Genomic DNA, 20,255 nt, shown 5'->3' with positions numbered 1-20,255 from the left:
TACGTTTAAAATACGACAGGTTGTCGCACATGTCAATATCAACTTGGAAAATTTTATAGAACTTCCTCTGATTCAGCAAACGACAAAAAAGCATCCCGTATCATTCCCAATAATGGGACGGGATGCTTCCAACTCTCACCTACAGTCCTTTCTCTCGCAATAACACAATCTTCCCCGGTTCTCCACAAGCCCGGCAACGCTTGTTTACCGCTTCAGCCTCAACCGCCTGTGCCGCATACGTATCCGGCGCTACCTCATAATCATTGACGTACTCATCCAGCTCCTGGTCAAAATGCTCCATACAGGCAAACCGCACCGGGAATTCCTCCTGCAGCTCAACCTCTTTTCCCTCTATATAAATGCTTTTCATCATCTGTTCCATGTTGTCCGATCCTCTTTTCCGTTCATTCTGATATCGCTTCCTATTCTACCCCAGTACAAAAAGAAAACAAGCTCACACTCATGTCCCACCCCAAAAAAAGAGAGCGCCGATTTCAGCTCGACGCTCACAAGGGTGATCTATTTAAAATAGATAGAGGGGGGAACAAAAAATTTATGGAAACGGGACAATGTCCCGGGGTTGGTACACCTTATTGCTGTGGTGTTTTGGTCAGCTTGACTGTCGCGGTTTTCTTCACACCATCGCGATAGTACGTAATCTCCACAGAGTCACCTGGCTTTTTATTCAAGGTCAGGAATTTGCGCAGCTGCGCGCCATTCGTGATATCCTTGTTATCCAGCTTGACAATCACGTCGTACTGTTTGAGACCCACTTGGCCTGCTGGAGAGAATTTTCCAACCTCGCCTTGAACGACTACCCCTGCTTGCACTTCATCAGGCAGATTCAAGGTTTCTTTCCAGTTGTAGCGCGGTACATTGGTCAGGTCGAAAGGTTGCACACCCAGATAAGCGCGCTCCAGTTTGCCTTTTTCCATCAGCTCGCTGACGATGCCTTTTACATCGTTGATCGGGAGGGCAAAGCCCAAACCTTCTACACCCGTTTTGGAAATCTTCAGTGTGTTAATCCCAATGACCTGTCCCTCGATATTGACCAGGGCACCACCACTGTTACCAGGGTTGATCGCGGCATCGGTTTGCAGAACATCCAACTCCCAGTCGTCTTGACCATCGCCATTAAAGTCCATCGGCATAGAGCGCTCCAGAGAACTAATGATTCCTTGTGTTACGGTACGCGAGAATTTCATGCCAAGCGGGTTACCGATGGCGATTGCAGGCTCGCCTACTTGCAGTGTCGAGGAATCCCCCAGCTCCGCTACTGTTGTTACTTTGGAGCCATCGATCTCCAGTACAGCCAGATCGGCATACGGGTCAGCGCCCAAAACTTTCGCCTCTACCTTTTCACCCGTTGGCAAAGCAATTTCCAGCTTTTGCGCTTGATCAATTACGTGGTAGTTGGTAATAATGTGGGCTTTTCCACCCTTTTTCTCGAAGATAACGCCAGAACCTTCGCCCTGCTCGACATCTTGTGTATTATTAAACCAATTGCTTCTGGTTTGGCCGATGTTGATGACCCCTACCACCGCATTCTCCACTTTTTTCACAGCATCGATAGTGCCTGTCTCTACCTTGACGGATACTGGCTGTGCAAACAGGTTAGCGGCTGGATTACTCATCACATTGGTCGCTCCCGGTTTGACCATATTGATAAATCCGGCATTGGAGAGAGTCGGGAGCATGAGCAGGACAACCATTCCTCCAATTACCGCCGACGTAACTGACGTCATGATTAGACGACCAGCTCCTCCCGTACGTCGTTTTTTCCGTTCTACGTGAGTCAAATCATCATAAAAACCCATGATTCACACTCTCCTTCCTCTACTATTATTAGGGTTACAGGTTTTTGCTACTCCTATACGCCTTATCATTGCTGTTCACTTCTTTATGGATGATGTCTTTTGTTGCTTCTTCCTTTTGACACCCTTAGTATACGCCCGGGTTTCGGTAAAATCGCGTGAGAAATAAGGAAAGGTTGTGGAATAAAGACACCTCTATTGAATGGTCAAATGAATAGCACTCCAGAACAGAAAAAACTGTTGGGTTATGCACCTCAACAGTTTAAAGCTTCTCTCTTACATTTGATTCGAGATCCCTTTTAACGAATGGCAATCAAGAGCCCTGCAGCAAGCATCATACTACCTGCTAATCGATCAACGATTTTCTTGGAATTTTGCGAAGCAAACCATGCTCTTACCAGCTTTGCCATGATGCCATAGCCAAACACGACGCAGGTCATTACGCCAATAATAATAAAACACAAGACAGCATAGGTGTTCAGCGTCAAACCGGAAATATCAATTACACCTGGTAGAAGCGCCATGTAGAAAACGATGGCAATTGGATTGGAAAGTGTCATTGCGAGTCCAAGTCCGATTTCGACCATGACGTTGGCCCTATTTGCCTTCTCGTTTGCCGAAAGCATGTGCCCGGCATATCTCCATTTCTTGATACCAAGCCAGATCAGATACGCAGCACCACAGAATTTCAACACCACGAACATTGGACCTAGTACTTCCACGAGAGCTGTGAGGCCAGCAACAGCAGCAGACAGCATTAGCAGCTTGCCAAGAATGATGCCAACGGCGAGAGGAAGACTGGCGATTATTCCGCCAGAAAGCGCTCTGGACAGAAGTCCCGCTATTTCCGGACCAGGTGAAGCCGCAGATGCAGCAAAGGCCAAAATAAACACTGTATATTCAGACAAACAAACGTCCCCCTATTGACATGACTGACTTACTCTCTTGAATATGTCGGTATTATCGTTAATTGCTAGTCCTCCTTCTCCTCATCATAAACGGGAAGAAATAGAACAGATCAGATGAAGCAGAACAGAATGATTGATCATGCTTACCATACAAAAAAACTGCACCTCCAACTGTTAGCCTTATCTAACAATGGGGTGCAGTTCATCACTTTCATTTCGTGTTTACGTCTGGTTTTTGTTCTGATAGAGCTTCTAGGAATATTCTTTCGAGAGCCCGGATATGATAGATTAAAAGCTTTTCCCTCGAACAAGGGATGAAAGGATTGATAGAAATGAAAGAGGTTCATCTCATCGCCAAGCTGGCAGACCTGCAAGAAGTGGACTACCACAATACGCTTGTCCTGCATGCACTTATCGAGCTGCTCGTCGAAAAAGGCTTGCTGACACACGAGGAGCTAACGGCAAAAGCACATGCGCTGGATTCGCAATTATCCTTTCAGCTCGATTTGGCGTCCAAGCTGTCCGAGACGATCCAGAATCGTCACACCCAGATCAAGCCGATCTCATAGCTCTTCCAGCTTGGTTGGGCGATCCGGGTACGTGTCACGCAGATGCACATCGTCACCTACAGTCAAGCCCCGCTCTTCCAGAATATTTTTCACAGTCAGTCGAGCCAGATCAATCATGTTATTTTCTTTGCTCAAATGGGCCAGGTAGACACGCTCGGCACCGCCTGACAAACAATCAAGCAAGGCATCGCCTGCTGCTTCATTGGACAAGTGACCGACATCACTCAAAATACGCCGCTTGATGCTCCATGGATATTGTGACATACGCAGCAGCTCGACATCGTGATTGGATTCAAATACATACGCATCCGCCCCACGAATCGTCTCCTTGATCCGATCACTGACATAGCCCAAATCCGTAGCCACACTGAGCTTTTTCTTGCCATCGTAAAAGCAGAAGCCCATCGGCTCCGCCGCATCATGCGAAATGCCAAAGGACTCGATCCCCAAATCCTCCAGCTCCTGCTTTTCCCCTACTGCAAACAAACGACGCTGGTCTTCTTTTATCGTGCCGATTTGTCCGTCCAGCTCGGACCACGTTTTTTGATTCGCATAAATCGGCAGGCCATACCGCCTGGCCATTACGCCGACCCCTTTGATATGGTCGACGTGCTCATGCGTGACGAGAATGGCACTCAGGTCGGCTGGATTCACGCCAATCGTCTGGAGTGCTGCTTCGGCCTGTTTCCCTGTAATCCCCACATCAATCAGTACAGAGACGCGGTCAGTCGCCACGTAGATGGCATTGCCCGTGCTTCCGCTTGCCAACACACTAAATCTCACCCATCATCCCTCTTCCCGTAACGTTCCCTGTTGCTTCTCTTTTTGAAGTTTGGATATTACCGCTGGGAGACGACCTGTCTCTCCAGCGCACCTGTAAACGCATTGACATAATGCGACTTGCCATCGTGAATCACTCGCCAAACAGGAGCCAGCGTCTGAATATCGGCATCATACGAACCGAAATAGCCAAGGCTCACACCCTCGATGCGCTCCCCTGGTTGAATAACCTGCTTCTCTACCAGAGAGCGAAGCGCCGAATAACCCGACAGAACCTGTCCCTGACGTCCGCCCTGCTGCTCACGAATATGGAAAAACGTTTGCCGATATCCGAGAATCGAGCCATTATCCAAATACACTTCCAGTGGCGCGACGAACACAGGCATCTTATTATACATCTGCCAGTATAACAGACGGGTCTGATTCGAACGGTTCATATCTGCCGAATACTGATCGCCGTACATGAGCCGCTGTCCAATTTGACGCAGGATTTCATTTGGCGTAATCTGCCCGCGGAATTGCAGCGGCGGGTCCAGCTTTGCCGCCAGGGCCATCTTTTCCATTGTCGCTTGGAGTCCCGGCAGCTCCTGCAGAGAAATCGGGTTGATCCCCACGTACTCGGCATTCAAATTTGTCATTTCCGGTGTATCCTGCGGGATCTCGGTCGCCAATGTAATATTTTGCTGCGTCAGGTACAGCTCCATATTCCATTTTTCCCCTTGGGCCACTTCCTTGTCACTCCAAAAACTAATTCTCGCCTCATACACCTGATAACCGAGAAACAAATCGAGAAGAAGAAAGGACCAGATCAGGATCGTCTTGGTTCTACTCCAATCCATTCACCTTTCCCCCTCCCTGATTCGTATTCGCAGGAATGTACATGGTAGGCTGGTTAGCCAGTTCTACTACCCAGATGGGCATCAGGTCTACGTAATCATCCACGACGTCGGTCTGATAGGCCAAGTAGGCATTCGTGATTCGTTCCGTATCTGCCAGCTTTTTGTCCCGAATCATCTGATACAGCTCTGGTCCGGACATGACCGTCCACTCTTTGTTGGAGATATACCTGTCCAAATCGACCAGCGAACGACTCATCGTCGAGACTTGTCCTGCCTCGGATGTAATCTGGATCGTATCGATAAGCGTAGAACCGTTCAGACTTACAAAGGGATACGCCCCCAAATACTGTCGGAATGTGATTAAATCTTTATCATTGTAGCTCTTCTTGATCTTTTCAAAGTGGAAATCATCCAGCCAACCCAGATGCTTGTTAATAAAAGTGACTGCCCCTTGAACCTTCTCCTGATCAGACAGCTCTTGTGCTCGTACCTGATAGGCAGGATCGGTAAAAGTAATGGCTTTTTGGTCTGATCTCAGCTGAATCGAACGACTGCCATCCGTAAAAATCACCGTTTTATCTCGTTCCATAATTTGTCTGACAAGCGACTGGTCGATAAAATAAGCTTCCATCAGCCTTTCGTTGGAGACAGGTACATAGCTGTAGCGGAACTGCTGCATACGTCCCTGGTTTTTCGGCAAATAGTAAATGCTCCAGAAAGGTGCTGCGCCTTCCAAAGCGGAATAATTACGATCTGGGCGTACGATTTTCATAATCTGCTCAGGCATCGGACTGCCAGCCGCGAGATAGGAATCACGCAAATCCTTTGGAGAAATGGAAGTCCGCGACCGCATCATGCGTCCTTCCTCTGTGGAAAGGAACAACGCGTAGACGATATCCTCGTCCTTTTCATAATACAGCCACAAACGGTCAATTCCCTTCATCCGGTTGTCATACTCATCGCGAAACGTCACTAAACGCCCAATAATAGACAGTGGTATCGTACTTCTGAAACGGACCTCTAGCCCCATCTTTTCCCGGGCAATTTCCCCCCACTTTTCATTTGAAATCATAAATGGAGTGAAATCGAGAAAGATCCACTTAGGCATTTCTCTCACAATCATGCTGTATGGTGCATCTGTTGAGACGGCTTTTGTATGACGTTCCTCTCCGTAGTGAAAAACAACTGATTCCGGGGTTACCAGCTGCTCCAGCTGTTTTTCCTGAACGGGCTTCGACTCGGTGTACTGCGCGGGCTGAATAAATTGAAACTTGGGCTGATTCGTCCACAGCATCGCGGTCAGGCAAAAGCTGGCTAACACCAACAGATTGAGTAACACGGTTTTGGCAGGCTCTAGCATCCGCTTCATCCCGTTTTACCTCCTTGGGCAAATGGCACCCAGAACGTTACGGTCGTCCCAACATTCCATTCGCTTGTAATCTCGATATCTGCACCGTGTGCCTGCACTAATTCCCGGGCAATAGCCAGTCCCAGCCCAGTACCGCCCTGGCCGCGAGAACGTGCCTTGTCGACTCGGTAAAAACGTTCAAAAATCCGCTTCAAATCACGGCTCGGGATGCCGATTCCGGTATCCCTAATCGAAATGTACACCCGATTTTGATAGAGATTCGCTTTAGCATGCAGGACAACCGTACCGCCCTGCGCTGTATATTTGATCGCATTGGACAAGAGGTTATCCAAAACCTGATTGATAGCATCCAAATCGATATAAACAGGTGGCAGCTTAGTTGGCACTTCGAGATTGAGCTGTACCTCCTGCTGCTCACTAAACATCGAAAACCGATCGGCTGCGTATCGAAGCAGACTTGTCAGATCGGCTTCCTTGCAATGCAGCCGTATGCCTTGTGAATCAAATCGGGAAAGCTGCAGCAAGTCATTTACCAGTCTGATCATGCGTTCCGTCTCCGACATCGTGACGCGCAAAAACCGATTGGACAGCTCAGGGTCTTCTACAGCGCCATCCAGCAAGGCCTCGACATAGCTTTTAATCGTCGTTAGCGGAGTCCGCAGCTCATGTGATACGTTGGCTACAAACTCCCTGCGATGATGCTCCAGACGCTGCTGCTCGGTTACATCGGCTACTACCGCAATGATCCCTCCTTTTTTTCCACTATCATGCTGCAACGGAGTAAACGTCACACGAAAGATCACTTCATCCTTATTCGGAAGCATCATTTCGATAAACAACGGCTCCTCCTGCTTGTGCAGAGGCATCTCTTCCTCTGGCGGCAGACTTAACAAGTCATGCAAGGTCCGTCTATTACGCAGCACGTCCCTCGTTTTTACTTGCAGCATTTCTTCCGCAGCACGGTTGAACAAAATGATCTGCCCATTCCGATCGGCAGCAATTACGCCGTCGGTCATGTTGCTCAAGATCCCCGCCAGCTTTTCTCGTTCTTCTTCCTGCTGCAAAATGGCTTCCTGAAGGCGCAGTGTCATATGGTTAAATGCCATTCCAAGCTGACCAATCTCATCTCCGCTATATACCCGTACATTGCTGTTAAAGTCGCCATCTGCTACGGCTCTTGCCTGACGCGTCATTTCTTTTACCGGCTTTGTAATCGTTCGCGCCAGTACAACTCCAAGCCCTGCCGTAATGATCAGCGCAAACATGGTACCTGTCGCCAAGATACCGTTCATTTTGCGGATCGTTGTGTAGGTTCCTTCCATGGAAGCGACCATGTACACGGCCCCATATACAATCTGATCTCCTTTGACCGGCAGCACTAATACCTTTACACGCGCACCTGTCCGCGGGTCAATCCGCATTGACTCACTTCGTGTGCCCAGCAAGGCACTGGTCACCTCTGGCTGCGAAGTCCGTTGACCAATCGTGCGCTTGTCTTCTGTTGTACTGACTACCGTTCCTGTTTGATCAATGACCTGTACATTGGCACCGTTGATTTTCACGAGGTTGTTGATCAGGTTATCGATATCCTGGCGATTTTGTTCAGCGCTTTGTTCCTTTCCGTCACGTGGACGCAGGTCACCCTCCAGCAGGGTTGCCAATAGACTCGCCTGCCCGTTTAAGGCTTCTGAAAAGTTATTTATGTAATAACTCTCTACTTCTCGGGCAAAGTACGCTCCGATAAATTGCATCGCAAGCAAGATCAGCAACATGTAAATGACGACCATTTTCCATTGAATCGTTTTGAACAACTGCTGAAAGACTCTGACCAGCCGCCTCATCCAGGCGTGCCCCCCATACCTGGGTTACGCAAGGTGTAGCCCAAGCCACGGCGTGTAATGATATATTTCGGTTGGCTTGGATCGTCCTCGATCTTTTCGCGCAAACGTCGTATCGTCACATCCACTGTGCGCACGTCGCCAAAATAGTCAAAGCCCCAAACCGATTGAAGCAAATGCTCACGCGTCAAAACTTGTCCCTGATGACGAGTCAGGTAAACCAACAGCTCAAACTCACGGTGGGTCAGCTCTAGCTGCACTCCTACTTTTTCTACTGTATACGAATGCAGGTCAATCTCCAGCTCATGCACACGCAACAGATGCTGGCTATCCCGTTCTTCCATTTTTGACTGATTTCTTCGCAGATGCGCCTTTACCCTGGCAACAAGCTCGCGGGTGCTAAATGGCTTTGTAACGTAATCATCTGCACCGAGCTCTAGCCCCAATACTTTATCCAGCTCCGAATCCTTTGCTGTTAGCATAATGATCGGCACATCATGGGTCTGGCGAACAGCTCGGCATACTTCCATGCCGTCACGTCCTGGCAGCATGACATCAAGTAAAATCAGATCCGGTCTTTCGTCTTGCACAACGAGCAGTGCTTCCTCACCATCGTAGGCGCACACGACTTGGTAGCCTTCTTTTTCAAAGGTAAATTTCAAAATATCAGCGATCGGTTTTTCATCGTCTACAACGAGGAGTTTTGCCATCCCGCTCCCTCCTTTTCTCACTTAAGGGATTCCACTTGAGGAGCTTCTATTCCTCTACAATACACCATGTCCCGCTCGTAAAGAAGTCCCTTGGAAATGAGTCCCTGTCAGGACAGATACATTCTGTATACAAAAAAAGGGCACTCATGAAAGAGTGTCCCTTTTAACTGCCAAAAATTACATGTCTATTTTAAGAAACGCATTGGGTTCTGAACTCGTCCATTCTGATGAACCTCAAAATGGAGGTGGACACCTGTGGAGTCTCCTGTGGAACCCTTCACGCCAATTTTCTTTCCTTGTTCTACGACATCGCCGACCTTTACGTTAATGGTGCTCAAATGACCATACAAGGTCTGCATGCCGTTTCCGTGGTCGATCACGATTGCTTTTCCGTAATCGCCATCCCAGCCAGCCAGTGTGACACGTCCGTTGTCTGCTGCCAGAACGGAACCGGAACCTGCAATATCGATACCTTTATGCAATCTACCCCAACGTGTACCAAAGCCACTGCTGATGTAGCCCTGTGCTGGCCAGCTCAGACGGCCTGTCCCACGCGAAGGAATTACTTTTGTACCGCGCTCCATAATTTTTGCTACAGGCTGTGAAATGACATCCTGCTTGATGATTTTACGGTCGACAACTTGTCCATTCTCTTTCACGATCTCATACTGAACCATCTTACTTCCGTCGCGACCTTCTTGCAGCACTTTCGTTTCGCCTTTTGGCAGCTTTTCATTGTTATTGATCTGAGTTGTAAAAGCAACTGTCTCTTGCTGATTTAGCTCCTCTTTCACCTGCACGGTTACGAGAGGACGAATCGCAGTAACGTTTAGTTGTTGCCCTAATTGCAGCAACGTATTTTCTGTAACACCAGGGTTATTGGCATAAATATCATTGGACGTAATTCCGTATTTTTTGGCAATGCAGCCGATGCAATCGCCTTCAACAACCGTATGCTTCATATCCTGGAAGGTACCCTTTACTAGCAGCTCCTCCAGTTTTTCGGCAGGCAAAATTTGAGCTGCAGCAACTGATTCCGTCTGCATCTCCACGTCTTCCTTGAAGGTTACTTCTTTGATCGGGTTAGTCGGAACTGCTGATGTCGAAGCTGCAACTACAGCTTTTTTTGCATTCCCACCTGGAACACCCGAATATTTTTCTTTTACATGAGCAAGCACTTCGTCTGCCGCTTCCTGATCCGGCAGGTACCCGATTGCCTTGCCATCAACCACGATTTTTACTGCCTGAACCTTGATATCTGCGATGTCGGAGAGAGCCTTAACCGCTGCGTCATTGTCGAATGGCGCCTTGTACTTGGTCTCTTCCTGGAATGTTATGTAATCGGCAAGCGTCAGAGTAAGTCCGTTCTTTGCCTTTTCCTCTTCCAGCTTGCTATTCGTCCAGTTGTGAATTACATCTGGATTGTTTACTACGCCGATCTCTTTGCCATTTACGATCACATGATATACAGATGTGATATTGCTTGTGTAGTAATATTGTGCAGATGCACCTGCTGCTACTGTTACAACCAGCCCCGCTGCAACGGAGATGCATAGTTTTTTGTGTTCTTGGATGTAAGAGCTTGTACGTTTCATAGTACGTTTCGCCAGATCACTGCAATCTCGAACGATTCGTTCTGACCGTTCCTGCAGCTTGGCCTTCCATTCAGACCATTGCATAACTTGTCCCTCCTGAAAACAGATACAGCTTTCTCGTTTCTATTTCCTGAAAATTTTTAATATACCGAATAGGTCATATATCCCAAAATTTGGTTTCCATTTATCTGCCAAATTGCCCAAAGAAATCAACTATGTCGACTTTACCATAAATTTGCCGACAACATCAAGTGTAAATTGCCGTCGAATAAAAAATGCGAAAAAGCGTCACGATATGGACATACAAATGGGTGGTTTTATCATAAATGGGAGGCTGATTTCATTGAAGGAACGTAACATTCTGGCTGGATTTCATACAGAAGAGGATGCAGGGAAAGCAAAAGAAGCGCTTCAACAAGCTGGTTTTTCCATCATTTCGATCGACAGAGTTGGACAATTTCCTGGTAATGGAAACGAGCGCATCATGAACCCGATCTCAGGAGAATTTCCCTCACTAGGCAATCTCACATTGGCTGGCGATTTTCCAAGCGGACGGGATGCAAGTGTGCTAGCGGCTGTAGACCCCGATGCCAGCGGAATGGCTGATCGTGGCGATGACGACATGAACCGTAGCGTATTACTTACGGCTGTCGTGCCTGAGGAGCGAGGGGATGAAGCAACTGAGATCATTCGTTCCTGCGGAGGAATGATCTAACAGGGTCTTCCCTTTCAACAAATAATAGCCATCTTCCCTACCCACAGGAAAGATGGCTTATTTCGTTTTGCTCATCTAGGGCTCACACCTCTTGCATTGAAGTAATATCTCGTAGAGCAAGACGGCGGATTTTCATTTTTTCGGCATCGTTTTGTTGCTTGTATGTGGTAATGAAGCAGAGATATCCATTGTTAAAATGAGTCATCGTCCCCTTGATCACGACGCCATTAAACATTTTGACCTGCACGTTTTTCCCTAGGAGCTTCATGGCCTTTTGGTCGAATCCCATCATCATGATCACCTCTTTGTTTTCTGCCTATGACAAAGCATATGCCCAGAGAGTGCCGTTTTGTGTCTGTCCGCCTAAAAAAGAAAAAGCTGTCGATGCTTCGACAGCTTTCTTTCTATCTAATGACCTACGCTTATCCGTAAATGCCACGAACAACAACTGTTTGTTCACGATCTGGTCCTACAGAGAAGATCGACATTGGGATACCGGTCAATTGTGTAATGCGTTCGATGTAATGACGTGCGTTTTCTGGCAAATCATTGAGATTGCGTACGCCTGTAATATCTTCGCTCCAGCCTGGAAGCTCTTCATAGACAGGTTCGCATTTTGCCAGCAAATTGAGGTTCGCTGGGAATGATTCGATGATTTCACCATTGTATTTGTACGCTGTGCAAATACGCAGCGTTTCGATGCCAGAAAGAGTATCCAGCTTGGTGATAGCCAAACCAGTAATACCACTAACACGACGAGCATGGCGAACAACTACGCTGTCAAACCAGCCAACACGGCGTGCACGTCCAGTAGTTGTACCGTACTCAGCACCAACCTCACGAATGTGATCACCAGTTGCATCTGTCAGCTCAGTCAGGAACGGACCATCACCAACACGAGTTGTGTATGCTTTCGCTACACCGATAACTTGATTGATTTTAGTCGGTCCTACGCCAGAACCGATTGTTACGCCACCAGCAATCGGGTTAGAAGATGTTACATATGGATAAGTACCTTGATCGATATCGAGCAACACGCCTTGCGCACCTTCAAACAAAACGCGGCTGCCACGGTCAATCGAGTCATTCAGTACAACGGATGTATCCGTTACATATGGACGGATGATTTCGGCAAGAGCCAAGTATTCGTCCAGTACTTCTTGGAGTTCAAAACCGGTTGTGTTGTACAGCTTCTCCAGCAACAGGTTTTTCTCAGCCAGATTGCGCTCCAGCTTGCGAGCAAACTCTTCTTTGTCCAACAAATCAGCGATGCGGATACCGATACGAGCTGCTTTATCCATGTATGCCGGACCGATCCCTTTGCGGGTGGTACCGATTTTATTTGCACCGCGGCTATCCTCTTCTACGCCATCCAGTTTAATGTGGTATGGCATAATGACATGCGCACGATCGCTAATTTTCAAGTTATTTGTAGTGAAACCAAAGCTGTGAATGTACTCCAGCTCTTTAATCAGCGCTTTCGGGTCGATTACCATACCGTTACCGATTACGCAGGTCTTGTCTGTATAAAAAATTCCGGATGGAATCAGATGTAGTTTATATTTATTTCCACCAAAAATAATGGTGTGACCCGCGTTGTTACCACCTTGGTAACGAGCTACTACTTCTGCACTTTCAGCTAAGTAATCTGTAATTTTACCTTTACCTTCATCGCCCCACTGGGTTCCGACGACAACGACAGTTGACATCGAAAAACACCTCCTGATATAATCATGTCTTTTTGGGCCTGAAACAATCTAAGTGTACTAAACGATTTCTCACATGTCAACGGAAAATACGAACATTTGAATTGTGGAAAGATTATATGTTCGGTAATTTATCATTCTTTCAGATTTCTTTTTCACGCGCTGCCACAAGCGCTCCCCGCACGAAAAAAGCCGGATTTTCTCCGGCTCTCTTTTTCCACTTATTGTCCCGCAGCATTACGAAAGCGATGATCCAAGCTCACGAATTTATTGAATTCCTTCAAAAACGCCAGCTCTACCGTTCCGGTAGGGCCATTACGCTGTTTGGCGATGATGACCTCGATCACGTTTTTGTTTTCGGTTTCCTTATCGTAGTAGTCATCACGGTAAAGGAACGCTACGATATCCGCATCCTGCTCAATCGATCCGGATTCACGGATATCAGACATCATCGGCCGTTTGTCTTGACGTTGCTCTACCCCACGACTCAGCTGTGACAAGGCAATAACAGGAACATTCAATTCACGAGCAATCCCTTTTAACGTACGCGAGATTTCCGATACTTCCTGCTGACGGTTGTCTCCTTTGCCGCGACCATGAATCAGCTGCAGATAATCGATCAATATCATTCCTAATCCGCGCTCGGCTTGTAGACGACGACATTTGGCCCGGATATCCTGCACCGTAACCCCTGGCGTATCATCGATATAGATCGGTGCCTTCGCCAGAGTTCCAATCGCCATGGTTAGCTTTTGCCAATCATCCTCTTCCAATGCCCCAGAACGCATCCGGGATGCATCGAGGTTGCCTTCCGCACAAATCATACGCTGTACCAGCTGAGAGGCACCCATCTCCAATGAAAAGATGGCTACCGTTTCACCCGCTCGTGCAGCTACGTTTTGCGCGACGTTCAGTGCAAATGCCGTTTTCCCTACAGAAGGACGGGCAGCCAAGATGATCAGGTCACTTCGCTGAAAGCCTGCTGTCATCTTGTCCAAATCAGTATATCCAGTCGGAATCCCCGTAATATCGCCTCGCCGCTGACTCAAAACCTCAATCCGCTCGTAGGTTTCCAGCAGTACGTCCCGAATCGCTTGAAAACCGCCGCTATTGCGGTTTTGGCCGATTTCCATGATGTACTTCTCGGCATCGGCCACGATCTCGGTTACATCGTCCTCGCGGGAGTATCCGTCATTGGCAATCTTCGTTGCTGTATGAATCAATCGCCGTAAAAGCGATTTTTCTTCAACGATCTTAGCATAGTACTCGATATTGGCTGCTGTCGGAACGGAGCTGGCAATTTCCGTAATGTACGTAACGCCACCCACTTCATCGAGCAGCTTGTGATCCTGTAAGTCGGCCGTCACTGTTACCAGGTCGACAGGCTCACCTTTCTCGTACAGATCCACCATCGTTTGAAAGATGCGCTGGTGCGCGGTCTTATAAAAATCCTCCGGACGGAGAACCTCAATGGCCGTGGTTAGAGCTTCCTTTGACAAGAACACAGCACCCAGTACCGATTGTTCTGCTTCCTTGTTCTGCGGCGGCACACGATCCAAAAACAGGTCGCTCACGTCACACCTCCCAGTAATCAGGCATTATTCTTCTACGACGTGTACTTTGAGAGTCGCGGTTACTTCGTTGTGCAGCTTTGCTTTAATTTGTGTCACACCCAGAGAACGAATCGCTTCCATCTCCAGCTTACGCTTGTCTACCTTGATCTGGAACTGCTCTTCCAGAGCTTGGGCAACCTGCTTGCTCGAAATCGCTCCAAACAGACGACCACCTTCGCCTGCTTTGCCTTTAATTTTCACAGTCAGCTCAGCGAATTTGGCTGCCAGCTCCTGCGCTTCCACCTTTTCTTGCTCTTTGCGTTTTTCTTCGCTGCGCTTTTGTGCATCAAGCGTTTTTACGTTGCTATCTGTTGCTTCCTTCACCAATTTTTTCGGCAACAGGAAGTTGCGTACATATCCTTCAGAGAGGTCTTTTACCTCACCTTTTTTACCTTGGCCTTTTACATCTTGAAGAAAAATGACTTTCATCATCGTTTCCCCCTTTTCATTTTGGCCTAAACGACCGTATCAATCGCTTCTTTCAAGCGTTTTACTGCTTCCTTCAAGGAACTGCCTTCGATTTGTGTCGCAGCACCCGTCAAATGACCGCCACCACCCAAGAGCTCCATGATCGACTGTACATTAATGTCGCCCAATGAACGTCCACTAATCAAAATCGTACCATCGGATCGCTCTGCTACTACGAACGAAGCTTGAATGCCTGACAAGGTCAAAAGCTGTTCCGCAGCCTGAGCGACTTGTACCTGCGTATAATCCTCAGAAGGATCACCAACGGCAATCGCCATGTTATCCCGATACGTTTCGGTATTCATGATGATGCGTGCGCGCTTCACATACTGATTCAGATCCTCTTTTAACAAGCGCTGAACCGCAGCTGTATCTGCCCCGTTGCGTCTGAGGAAAGAGGCTGCTTCAAACGTACGCGAGCCTGTGCGGAAGGCAAAGCTTTTTGTATCCACCACAATACCCGCGAGCAAAGCGGTCGCAATCAGGTTGTCGATGTTCAATCGCTCACTCTGATACTGCAGCAGCTCGGTTACCAGCTCGGACGTAGACGAAGCGTAAGGCTCCAGGTACAACAGGACAGGCTCAATGAATTCCTCTGAGCGTCTGTGATGGTCAATGACCACAATACGTCCGGTTTCACCCAGCAGCTTCGGTTCAATCACGAGTGATGGGCGATGCGTATCTACTACCACGAGCAGTGTACGTCCGGTGATTAATCGTATTGCCTGCTCCGGTGTGACAAACGTGTCTGCCAATTCTTCATTGGCGTAGATTTCCTTCATCAAGCGTTCAACGGAGTTATTTCCCTCATCCATCACGATGTACGCTGCTTTATTGTGCAGCTGTACGGCTTTTAATACGCCCAGAGAGGCACCGATGGAGTCCATGTCAGGCTGCTTGTGCCCCATAACAATCACATGCTCAGCCTCGTGGATCAAGTCACGCAGCGCATGGGCGATCACACGTGCCCGGACGCGTGTCCGCTTCTCCACTGCATTGGATTTGCCACCGTAGAACGTCAGCTTGTTCCCGACCTTGACGGCGCTCTGGTCACCGCCACGGCCCAAAGCAATGTCCAAGCTGGACTGTGCCATTTGACCCAATTCGATATACGTGCTGGCAGCCGCGCCTACCCCGATACTGAGCGTAATCGGAATCTTGTTGTCAGCTGTCATCTCCCGCACGACATCCAAAATGTCAAAGCGCGTTTCTTCCAATTTATCAAGCGCTTCCCGCTCCATCAGCGCCAAAAACTTGTCGGCCGTGATTCGGCGAAGATATATGCCATGTTTGTTCGCCCACTCTGTAATCACGCCAGCAACACTCGTCGATAGAAGTGTGCGGCTCTGATCATCCATTACTTGTCCAATCTCGTCCAGGTTGTCGAGATGAATAATGGCGAGAGCGGCTTTTTCACGATGGTATCGCGTCGTCAGTTCTTTAAAATCCGTAATGTCCTTAAAATACAAAAGACGCTCATCGGACCGAACCAATACTTCGTATACCCGCTCGTTGTAAGTGAATTCCAGACGCTTCTGTTCTGGCTTCCAATTCAGTTGGGGAAAAACATCCTGAAGAGTCTTTCCGATCAACAGCTCATCCCCGGACATGTGTGTCATGAATGGGTTAACCCACTCAATTGCCTTTTCCTCGTTGTATAAAAGAATTCCGATCGGCAGCTCCGAGATGACACCTTCTCCTGCCTTCTTCACACGATGTGTGACCGTAGCCAAATATAGGCGCAAATCCCGTTGGAATCCCTTTTCAGCTTGAAGGGCATAAATTACAAGGCCAATCAAGCAGACAATGCCGATCGCCCCGTACATCCAATGGTGCAGGGTCAAAATTCCCAATAACAACAAGCTAAAGCTGAGTGCCAGGACCATATGCATCCCGTACCAACGCTTTAACAGGAATTTGGGCATTTCCTCAGCCCCTCTTCACTCTTGTTTCCAATTTATCCCGTAAACGAATACCTAGGTCAAATATCCCTACTAGACACAGTATAGTGGCTAGAGGCTGAAAAATAAATAGACAGACGACAAGCACTGGAGTCAATCTTTTCCATCCATACAAATAAGCTGCAAACAAGCAGAAGCTGAGACCTTGAAGGGTAAAAACAGCATCTAACATGATTTTGACATTGAGGATCGCGCTTTTCCAAAACGTCCCCTCCATACTACCACCAAATACCAGCAAACTGATCATCGCGATAAAATAGTAGTACAAAAGTGAGCGCGGAAAGCTCCATTCACGGATTGGTTTTAAAGCAGGCACTGGTTTTCGCAAACGTTTTCCGATGAGACGAGCCAGTCCATGAACGATAATACTAAACATAAAGCTTGCCATGACAAATGAAGATGGCAATCCCATCTTGGCAACCGCTATTGCCTCATCATACTGCTCCTGAGACATAAAGGAAGGTTTGAATTGGGCAGCCTGCTTCATCAGCGCGCCAAAATCGACGTGCAAGCCGTAAACCATAAAAGCAAGCATAAAAATGATACTGAGGAATACAATCCCTGCACCCGATGCAATCGCTGGAAGTGCCGTCCCCCGCTTCCTATAAGCCATCCCCATTACTGCACCCATTATCGCCAGCAAGAGAGCATAAATGGCGAAGAATGGATCAGTGACGATCCACCCGAGAAACCCAAAAGCGAGGCAGATCCACACCATGCTAGAAGCAGTCATGCTCATGGCCAATAGTAAAAATGGCAGAGGGACCAAAAATACGGCTACTGCACCGAGCAACGTATATTTCGTCAGAAACAACAGCACAAGTGCTGTCCCCAGCATCAGTGAGCTTTCGACCAGTTGCTTTGTTTTTGAAGGCATTTGAGCACCTCATTTTAAGTAACAAAAAATATGGAAAAAAGAGGGCCACGCAATTGTGTCCCCCTTTTTATAGCTTGTGTGAATTATTCAGTCGTGTAAGGCAGAAGCGCTACTTGACGGGAGCGCTTGATTGCGATTGTCAGTGCGCGTTGATACTTCGCGGAAGTACCAGTCACACGACGTGGCAAGATTTTACCACGCTCGCTGATGAATTTTTTGAGCAGATCAACATCTTTATAGTCGATGTGCTTGATTTTGTTGACTTTAAAGAAGCATACTTTACGACGCTTATTAGGACGTCCTTTGCGTGCCATGATAGTCCCTCCTTCTTAGGAATGTGAAAGTTTTACGATTTTTAAAACGGCAAGTCATCATCCGAAATGTTGATCGGCTTGCCTGCACTCGCGAAGGGATCGCCAAACGGATCAAAGTCGTTGTTTCTCTGACCGGACGGCTTGTTACCACCGCCAAATCCTGGTCCTGGATCGTATCCGGAATTATCTCCGCCGCCCTCATTGCCTCGACCGCCCAAAAATTGAACGTTCTCCGCAACGACCTCCGTTACGTATACCCGTTTTCCTTCTTTATTATCATAGGAGCGTGTTTGCATACGTCCCTCGATGGCTGCTTGTCTACCTTTACGCAAATAGCTCGCGCACAGGTCGGCAAGTTTTTGCCAAGCGACAATATTAATGAAGTCGGTTTCTTTTTCACCCGCCTGATTGGTGCGGGGACGATTAACAGCAACGGTAAAAGTAGCAACGGCAACGCCATTTGGCGTGTAGCGAAGTTCTGGATCTTTCGTCAGGTTGCCGATGAGAATGACTTTATTCATCTTGGTTCCCCCTCTGATCGCGACAAATGATTACTTCTCATCACGAACGAACATAAAGCGGATTACATCGTCATTGATTTTCATCAGACGCTCAGCTTCCGCTACTGCATCGGAATTCGCTTTGAAGTTCATCAAAACGTAATAACCTTCACGGAACTTATTGATTTCGTACGCAAGACGGCGTTTACCCATTTCTTGAAGCTTGGTGATTTCGCCACCGTAGTTAGTCACAACATCGCTGTAACGAGCTACATTGGATTTCACTTTCTCTTCTTCAAGGTCTGGACGCAATACATACATTACTTCGTATTGACGCATACCTTTTCACCTCCTTATGGACTTTGCGGCCCTATTGGGCAAGGAGCGAGTGCTTAAAAACGAAACGCATAAACCATGCACTCCATAAATACTCGCATTATCGTATTATAGCAAAGTGACTCTCTCGAAGCAAGATTTTCGTTTATACATTGAAACGGAAATGCATAACATCTCCATCAGCTACTACGTACTCTTTCCCTTCCAGACGGTACTTCCCGCGCTCACGGGCTGCCGCTACAGAACCAGCATCTACCAGATCGTTGTAGGCAATGACTTCTGCACGAATAAAGCCGCGCTCAAAATCAGTATGAATGACACCAGCTGCTCCAGGAGCCTTCATGCCTTGACGAATCGTCCAAGCGCGAACTTCCTGTACACCAGCTGTAAAGTACGTAACCAGACCAAGCAGCTCATAAGCCGCACGAATCAGGCGATCCAATCCGGATTCAGAAAGACCCAGCTCCTCAAGGAACATCTCCTTGTCTTCTCCGTCCAGCTCAGCGATTTCAGCTTCTACCTTCGCGCTGATGACAACGACTTGTGCTCCTTCTTTTGCTGCGTGCTCACGAACGGTAATTACGTGCGGATTTGTATCAGCATCGTGAATCCCGTTTTCAGCTACGTTGCATACATACAGCATCGGTTTGATTGTCAAAAGGTGCAAATCGCGAATCCATTTGCGCTCATCATCATCGAGCTCCACGCTGCGCGCTGCTTCACCCTCTTCGAATGCTGCCTTCAGGCGCTCCAAAACATCCAGCTCCTGCTTGGATTCTTTGTCACCAGACTTCACCTTGCGTGCGATCCGATCGATACGGCGATCTACGGAATCGAGATCGGCGAAGATCAGCTCAAGATTGATGGTTTCCATGTCGCTCAGTGGATCGACGCGACCAGATACATGTGTAATATTTTCATCCTCGAAGCAGCGAACTACGTGAGCAATCGCATCAACTTCACGGATGTGGCCGAGAAACTGGTTTCCGAGCCCCTCGCCTCTGCTTGCCCCTTTTACCAGGCCAGCAATGTCTACGAATTCAAATGCGGTCGGAACTACTTTGTTCGGAACTACAATTTCTGTCAGCTTTTCCAGACGTGGATCTGGTACCTCTACGATTCCCACGTTGGGGTCAATCGTACAGAACGGGTAGTTCGCGGATTCCGCACCCGCCTGTGTAATGGCATTAAATAATGTAGATTTTCCTACGTTAGGAAGACCTACAATCCCGCAAGATGCACCCATCTATATACACTCCCTTATCAACATCATGACATCCTATTAAGTATATAGATTTGGATTTAAGAATACAATTGTCTCCTTGTGGTAACGCTGGCTGTTC

At 47.8% G+C, this 20,255-nt stretch carries 21 protein-coding genes; 2 read left to right on the top strand and 19 right to left on the bottom strand.

What is annotated here, in order from left to right; all coding sequences use genetic code 11:
• Positions 1 to 139 precede the first annotated feature (139 nt).
• The 3 genes from ADS79_RS22015 to ADS79_RS22005 all read right to left on the bottom strand — a co-directional run bounded on the left by ADS79_RS22015 (position 140) and on the right by ADS79_RS22005 (position 2,722).
• On the bottom strand, positions 140 to 382 hold the full coding sequence (locus ADS79_RS22015; RefSeq protein ID WP_174769590.1) for a CxxH/CxxC protein: 243 nt from the start codon (positions 380 to 382) through the stop codon (positions 140 to 142).
• Between the two features lie 208 nt (positions 383 to 590).
• Positions 591 to 1,817, bottom strand: coding sequence for a S1C family serine protease (locus tag ADS79_RS22010; RefSeq protein ID WP_049740495.1), 1,227 nt, complete (start codon positions 1,815 to 1,817; stop codon positions 591 to 593).
• 296 nt (positions 1,818 to 2,113) lie between these two features.
• On the bottom strand, positions 2,114 to 2,722 hold the full coding sequence (locus tag ADS79_RS22005; protein WP_049740494.1) for a LysE family translocator: 609 nt from the start codon (positions 2,720 to 2,722) through the stop codon (positions 2,114 to 2,116).
• Between the two features lie 332 nt (positions 2,723 to 3,054).
• Here ADS79_RS22005 and ADS79_RS22000 point away from each other — a divergent pair, with 332 nt between their 5' ends.
• Positions 3,055 to 3,291 (top strand): hypothetical protein, encoded by a 237-nt coding sequence (locus tag ADS79_RS22000; protein ID WP_049740493.1) that lies wholly within the window; start codon positions 3,055 to 3,057, stop codon positions 3,289 to 3,291.
• Here the strand turns inward: ADS79_RS22000 and ADS79_RS21995 are convergent.
• From ADS79_RS21995 to ADS79_RS36500, 6 genes are all read right to left on the bottom strand, one after another.
• A complete protein-coding gene (locus ADS79_RS21995) occupies positions 3,286 to 4,074 on the bottom strand; it encodes an MBL fold metallo-hydrolase (protein WP_049740492.1) in 789 nt (262 codons plus the stop codon). The two genes, ADS79_RS22000 and ADS79_RS21995, sit on opposite strands and share 6 nt — an antisense overlap.
• Positions 4,075 to 4,130: 56 nt before the next feature.
• Positions 4,131 to 4,910 (bottom strand): two-component system regulatory protein YycI, encoded by a 780-nt coding sequence (locus ADS79_RS21990; RefSeq protein ID WP_049740491.1) that lies wholly within the window; start codon positions 4,908 to 4,910, stop codon positions 4,131 to 4,133.
• Positions 4,897 to 6,279 (bottom strand): YycH family regulatory protein, encoded by a 1,383-nt coding sequence (locus ADS79_RS21985; protein ID WP_049740490.1) that lies wholly within the window; start codon positions 6,277 to 6,279, stop codon positions 4,897 to 4,899. Before ADS79_RS21985 ends, ADS79_RS21990 begins: the two co-directional genes overlap by 14 nt.
• Entirely contained in the window at positions 6,276 to 8,120 is a 1,845-nt protein-coding gene (gene walK, locus ADS79_RS21980; protein WP_049740489.1) for a cell wall metabolism sensor histidine kinase WalK, read from the bottom strand. Before walK ends, ADS79_RS21985 begins: the two co-directional genes overlap by 4 nt.
• The gene (gene yycF / locus ADS79_RS21975) at positions 8,117 to 8,827 is read right to left on the bottom strand and encodes a response regulator YycF (protein WP_049740488.1); all 711 of its coding nucleotides are present in this window, start codon (positions 8,825 to 8,827) and stop codon (positions 8,117 to 8,119) included. The genes walK and yycF overlap by 4 nt, the downstream gene beginning before the upstream one ends.
• A gap of 185 nt (positions 8,828 to 9,012) precedes the next feature.
• Positions 9,013 to 10,506: a LysM peptidoglycan-binding domain-containing M23 family metallopeptidase gene (locus tag ADS79_RS36500; protein ID WP_049740487.1), complete on the bottom strand. Its 1,494-nt coding sequence runs from the start codon at positions 10,504 to 10,506 to the stop codon at positions 9,013 to 9,015.
• A gap of 259 nt (positions 10,507 to 10,765) precedes the next feature.
• On the opposite strand from ADS79_RS36500, the gene ADS79_RS21965 reads away from it, so the two are divergent.
• The gene (locus ADS79_RS21965) at positions 10,766 to 11,137 is read left to right on the top strand and encodes a hypothetical protein (RefSeq protein ID WP_049740486.1); all 372 of its coding nucleotides are present in this window, start codon (positions 10,766 to 10,768) and stop codon (positions 11,135 to 11,137) included.
• Between the two features lie 82 nt (positions 11,138 to 11,219).
• Here the strand turns inward: ADS79_RS21965 and ADS79_RS21960 are convergent, their stop codons facing one another.
• From ADS79_RS21960 to ychF, 10 genes are all read right to left on the bottom strand, one after another.
• The gene (locus ADS79_RS21960; protein WP_049741103.1) at positions 11,220 to 11,426 is read right to left on the bottom strand and encodes a hypothetical protein; all 207 of its coding nucleotides are present in this window, start codon (positions 11,424 to 11,426) and stop codon (positions 11,220 to 11,222) included.
• Positions 11,427 to 11,559: 133 nt separating this feature from the next.
• On the bottom strand, positions 11,560 to 12,846 hold the full coding sequence (locus ADS79_RS21955) for an adenylosuccinate synthase (RefSeq protein ID WP_049740485.1): 1,287 nt from the start codon (positions 12,844 to 12,846) through the stop codon (positions 11,560 to 11,562).
• A gap of 218 nt (positions 12,847 to 13,064) precedes the next feature.
• Positions 13,065 to 14,417 (bottom strand): replicative DNA helicase, encoded by a 1,353-nt coding sequence (dnaB, locus tag ADS79_RS21950; RefSeq protein WP_049740484.1) that lies wholly within the window; start codon positions 14,415 to 14,417, stop codon positions 13,065 to 13,067.
• Positions 14,418 to 14,441: 24 nt separating this feature from the next.
• Positions 14,442 to 14,885: a 50S ribosomal protein L9 gene (gene rplI, locus ADS79_RS21945; RefSeq protein ID WP_049740483.1), complete on the bottom strand. Its 444-nt coding sequence runs from the start codon at positions 14,883 to 14,885 to the stop codon at positions 14,442 to 14,444.
• Between the two features lie 26 nt (positions 14,886 to 14,911).
• Positions 14,912 to 16,849, bottom strand: a complete 1,938-nt coding sequence (locus ADS79_RS21940; protein WP_049740482.1) for a DHH family phosphoesterase — start codon at positions 16,847 to 16,849, stop codon at positions 14,912 to 14,914.
• A 4-nt stretch (positions 16,850 to 16,853) separates the two neighbouring features.
• Complete coding sequence (locus ADS79_RS21935; protein WP_049740481.1) at positions 16,854 to 17,762, bottom strand: DUF2232 domain-containing protein; 909 nt, start codon at positions 17,760 to 17,762, stop codon at positions 16,854 to 16,856.
• An 83-nt stretch (positions 17,763 to 17,845) separates the two neighbouring features.
• The gene (gene rpsR / locus ADS79_RS21930; RefSeq protein ID WP_049740480.1) at positions 17,846 to 18,076 is read right to left on the bottom strand and encodes a 30S ribosomal protein S18; all 231 of its coding nucleotides are present in this window, start codon (positions 18,074 to 18,076) and stop codon (positions 17,846 to 17,848) included.
• A 41-nt stretch (positions 18,077 to 18,117) separates the two neighbouring features.
• Complete coding sequence (locus ADS79_RS21925; RefSeq protein WP_049740479.1) at positions 18,118 to 18,597, bottom strand: single-stranded DNA-binding protein; 480 nt, start codon at positions 18,595 to 18,597, stop codon at positions 18,118 to 18,120.
• 30 nt (positions 18,598 to 18,627) lie between these two features.
• Positions 18,628 to 18,915 carry a 30S ribosomal protein S6 gene (gene rpsF, locus ADS79_RS21920; protein ID WP_049740478.1) on the bottom strand — a complete coding sequence of 96 codons (288 nt, stop codon included), beginning with the start codon at positions 18,913 to 18,915 and terminating at the stop codon, positions 18,628 to 18,630.
• 142 nt (positions 18,916 to 19,057) lie between these two features.
• On the bottom strand, positions 19,058 to 20,158 hold the full coding sequence (ychF, locus tag ADS79_RS21915; RefSeq protein ID WP_049740477.1) for a redox-regulated ATPase YchF: 1,101 nt from the start codon (positions 20,156 to 20,158) through the stop codon (positions 19,058 to 19,060).
• Positions 20,159 to 20,255: the final 97 nt, after the last annotated feature.

Source organism: Brevibacillus reuszeri (assembly GCF_001187725.1).
GTDB classification, from domain to species: Bacteria; Bacillota; Bacilli; order Brevibacillales; family Brevibacillaceae; genus Brevibacillus; species Brevibacillus reuszeri.
The sequence above is the reverse complement of the archived record's forward strand: the minus strand, read 5'-3'. Positions and strand labels throughout refer to the sequence as shown.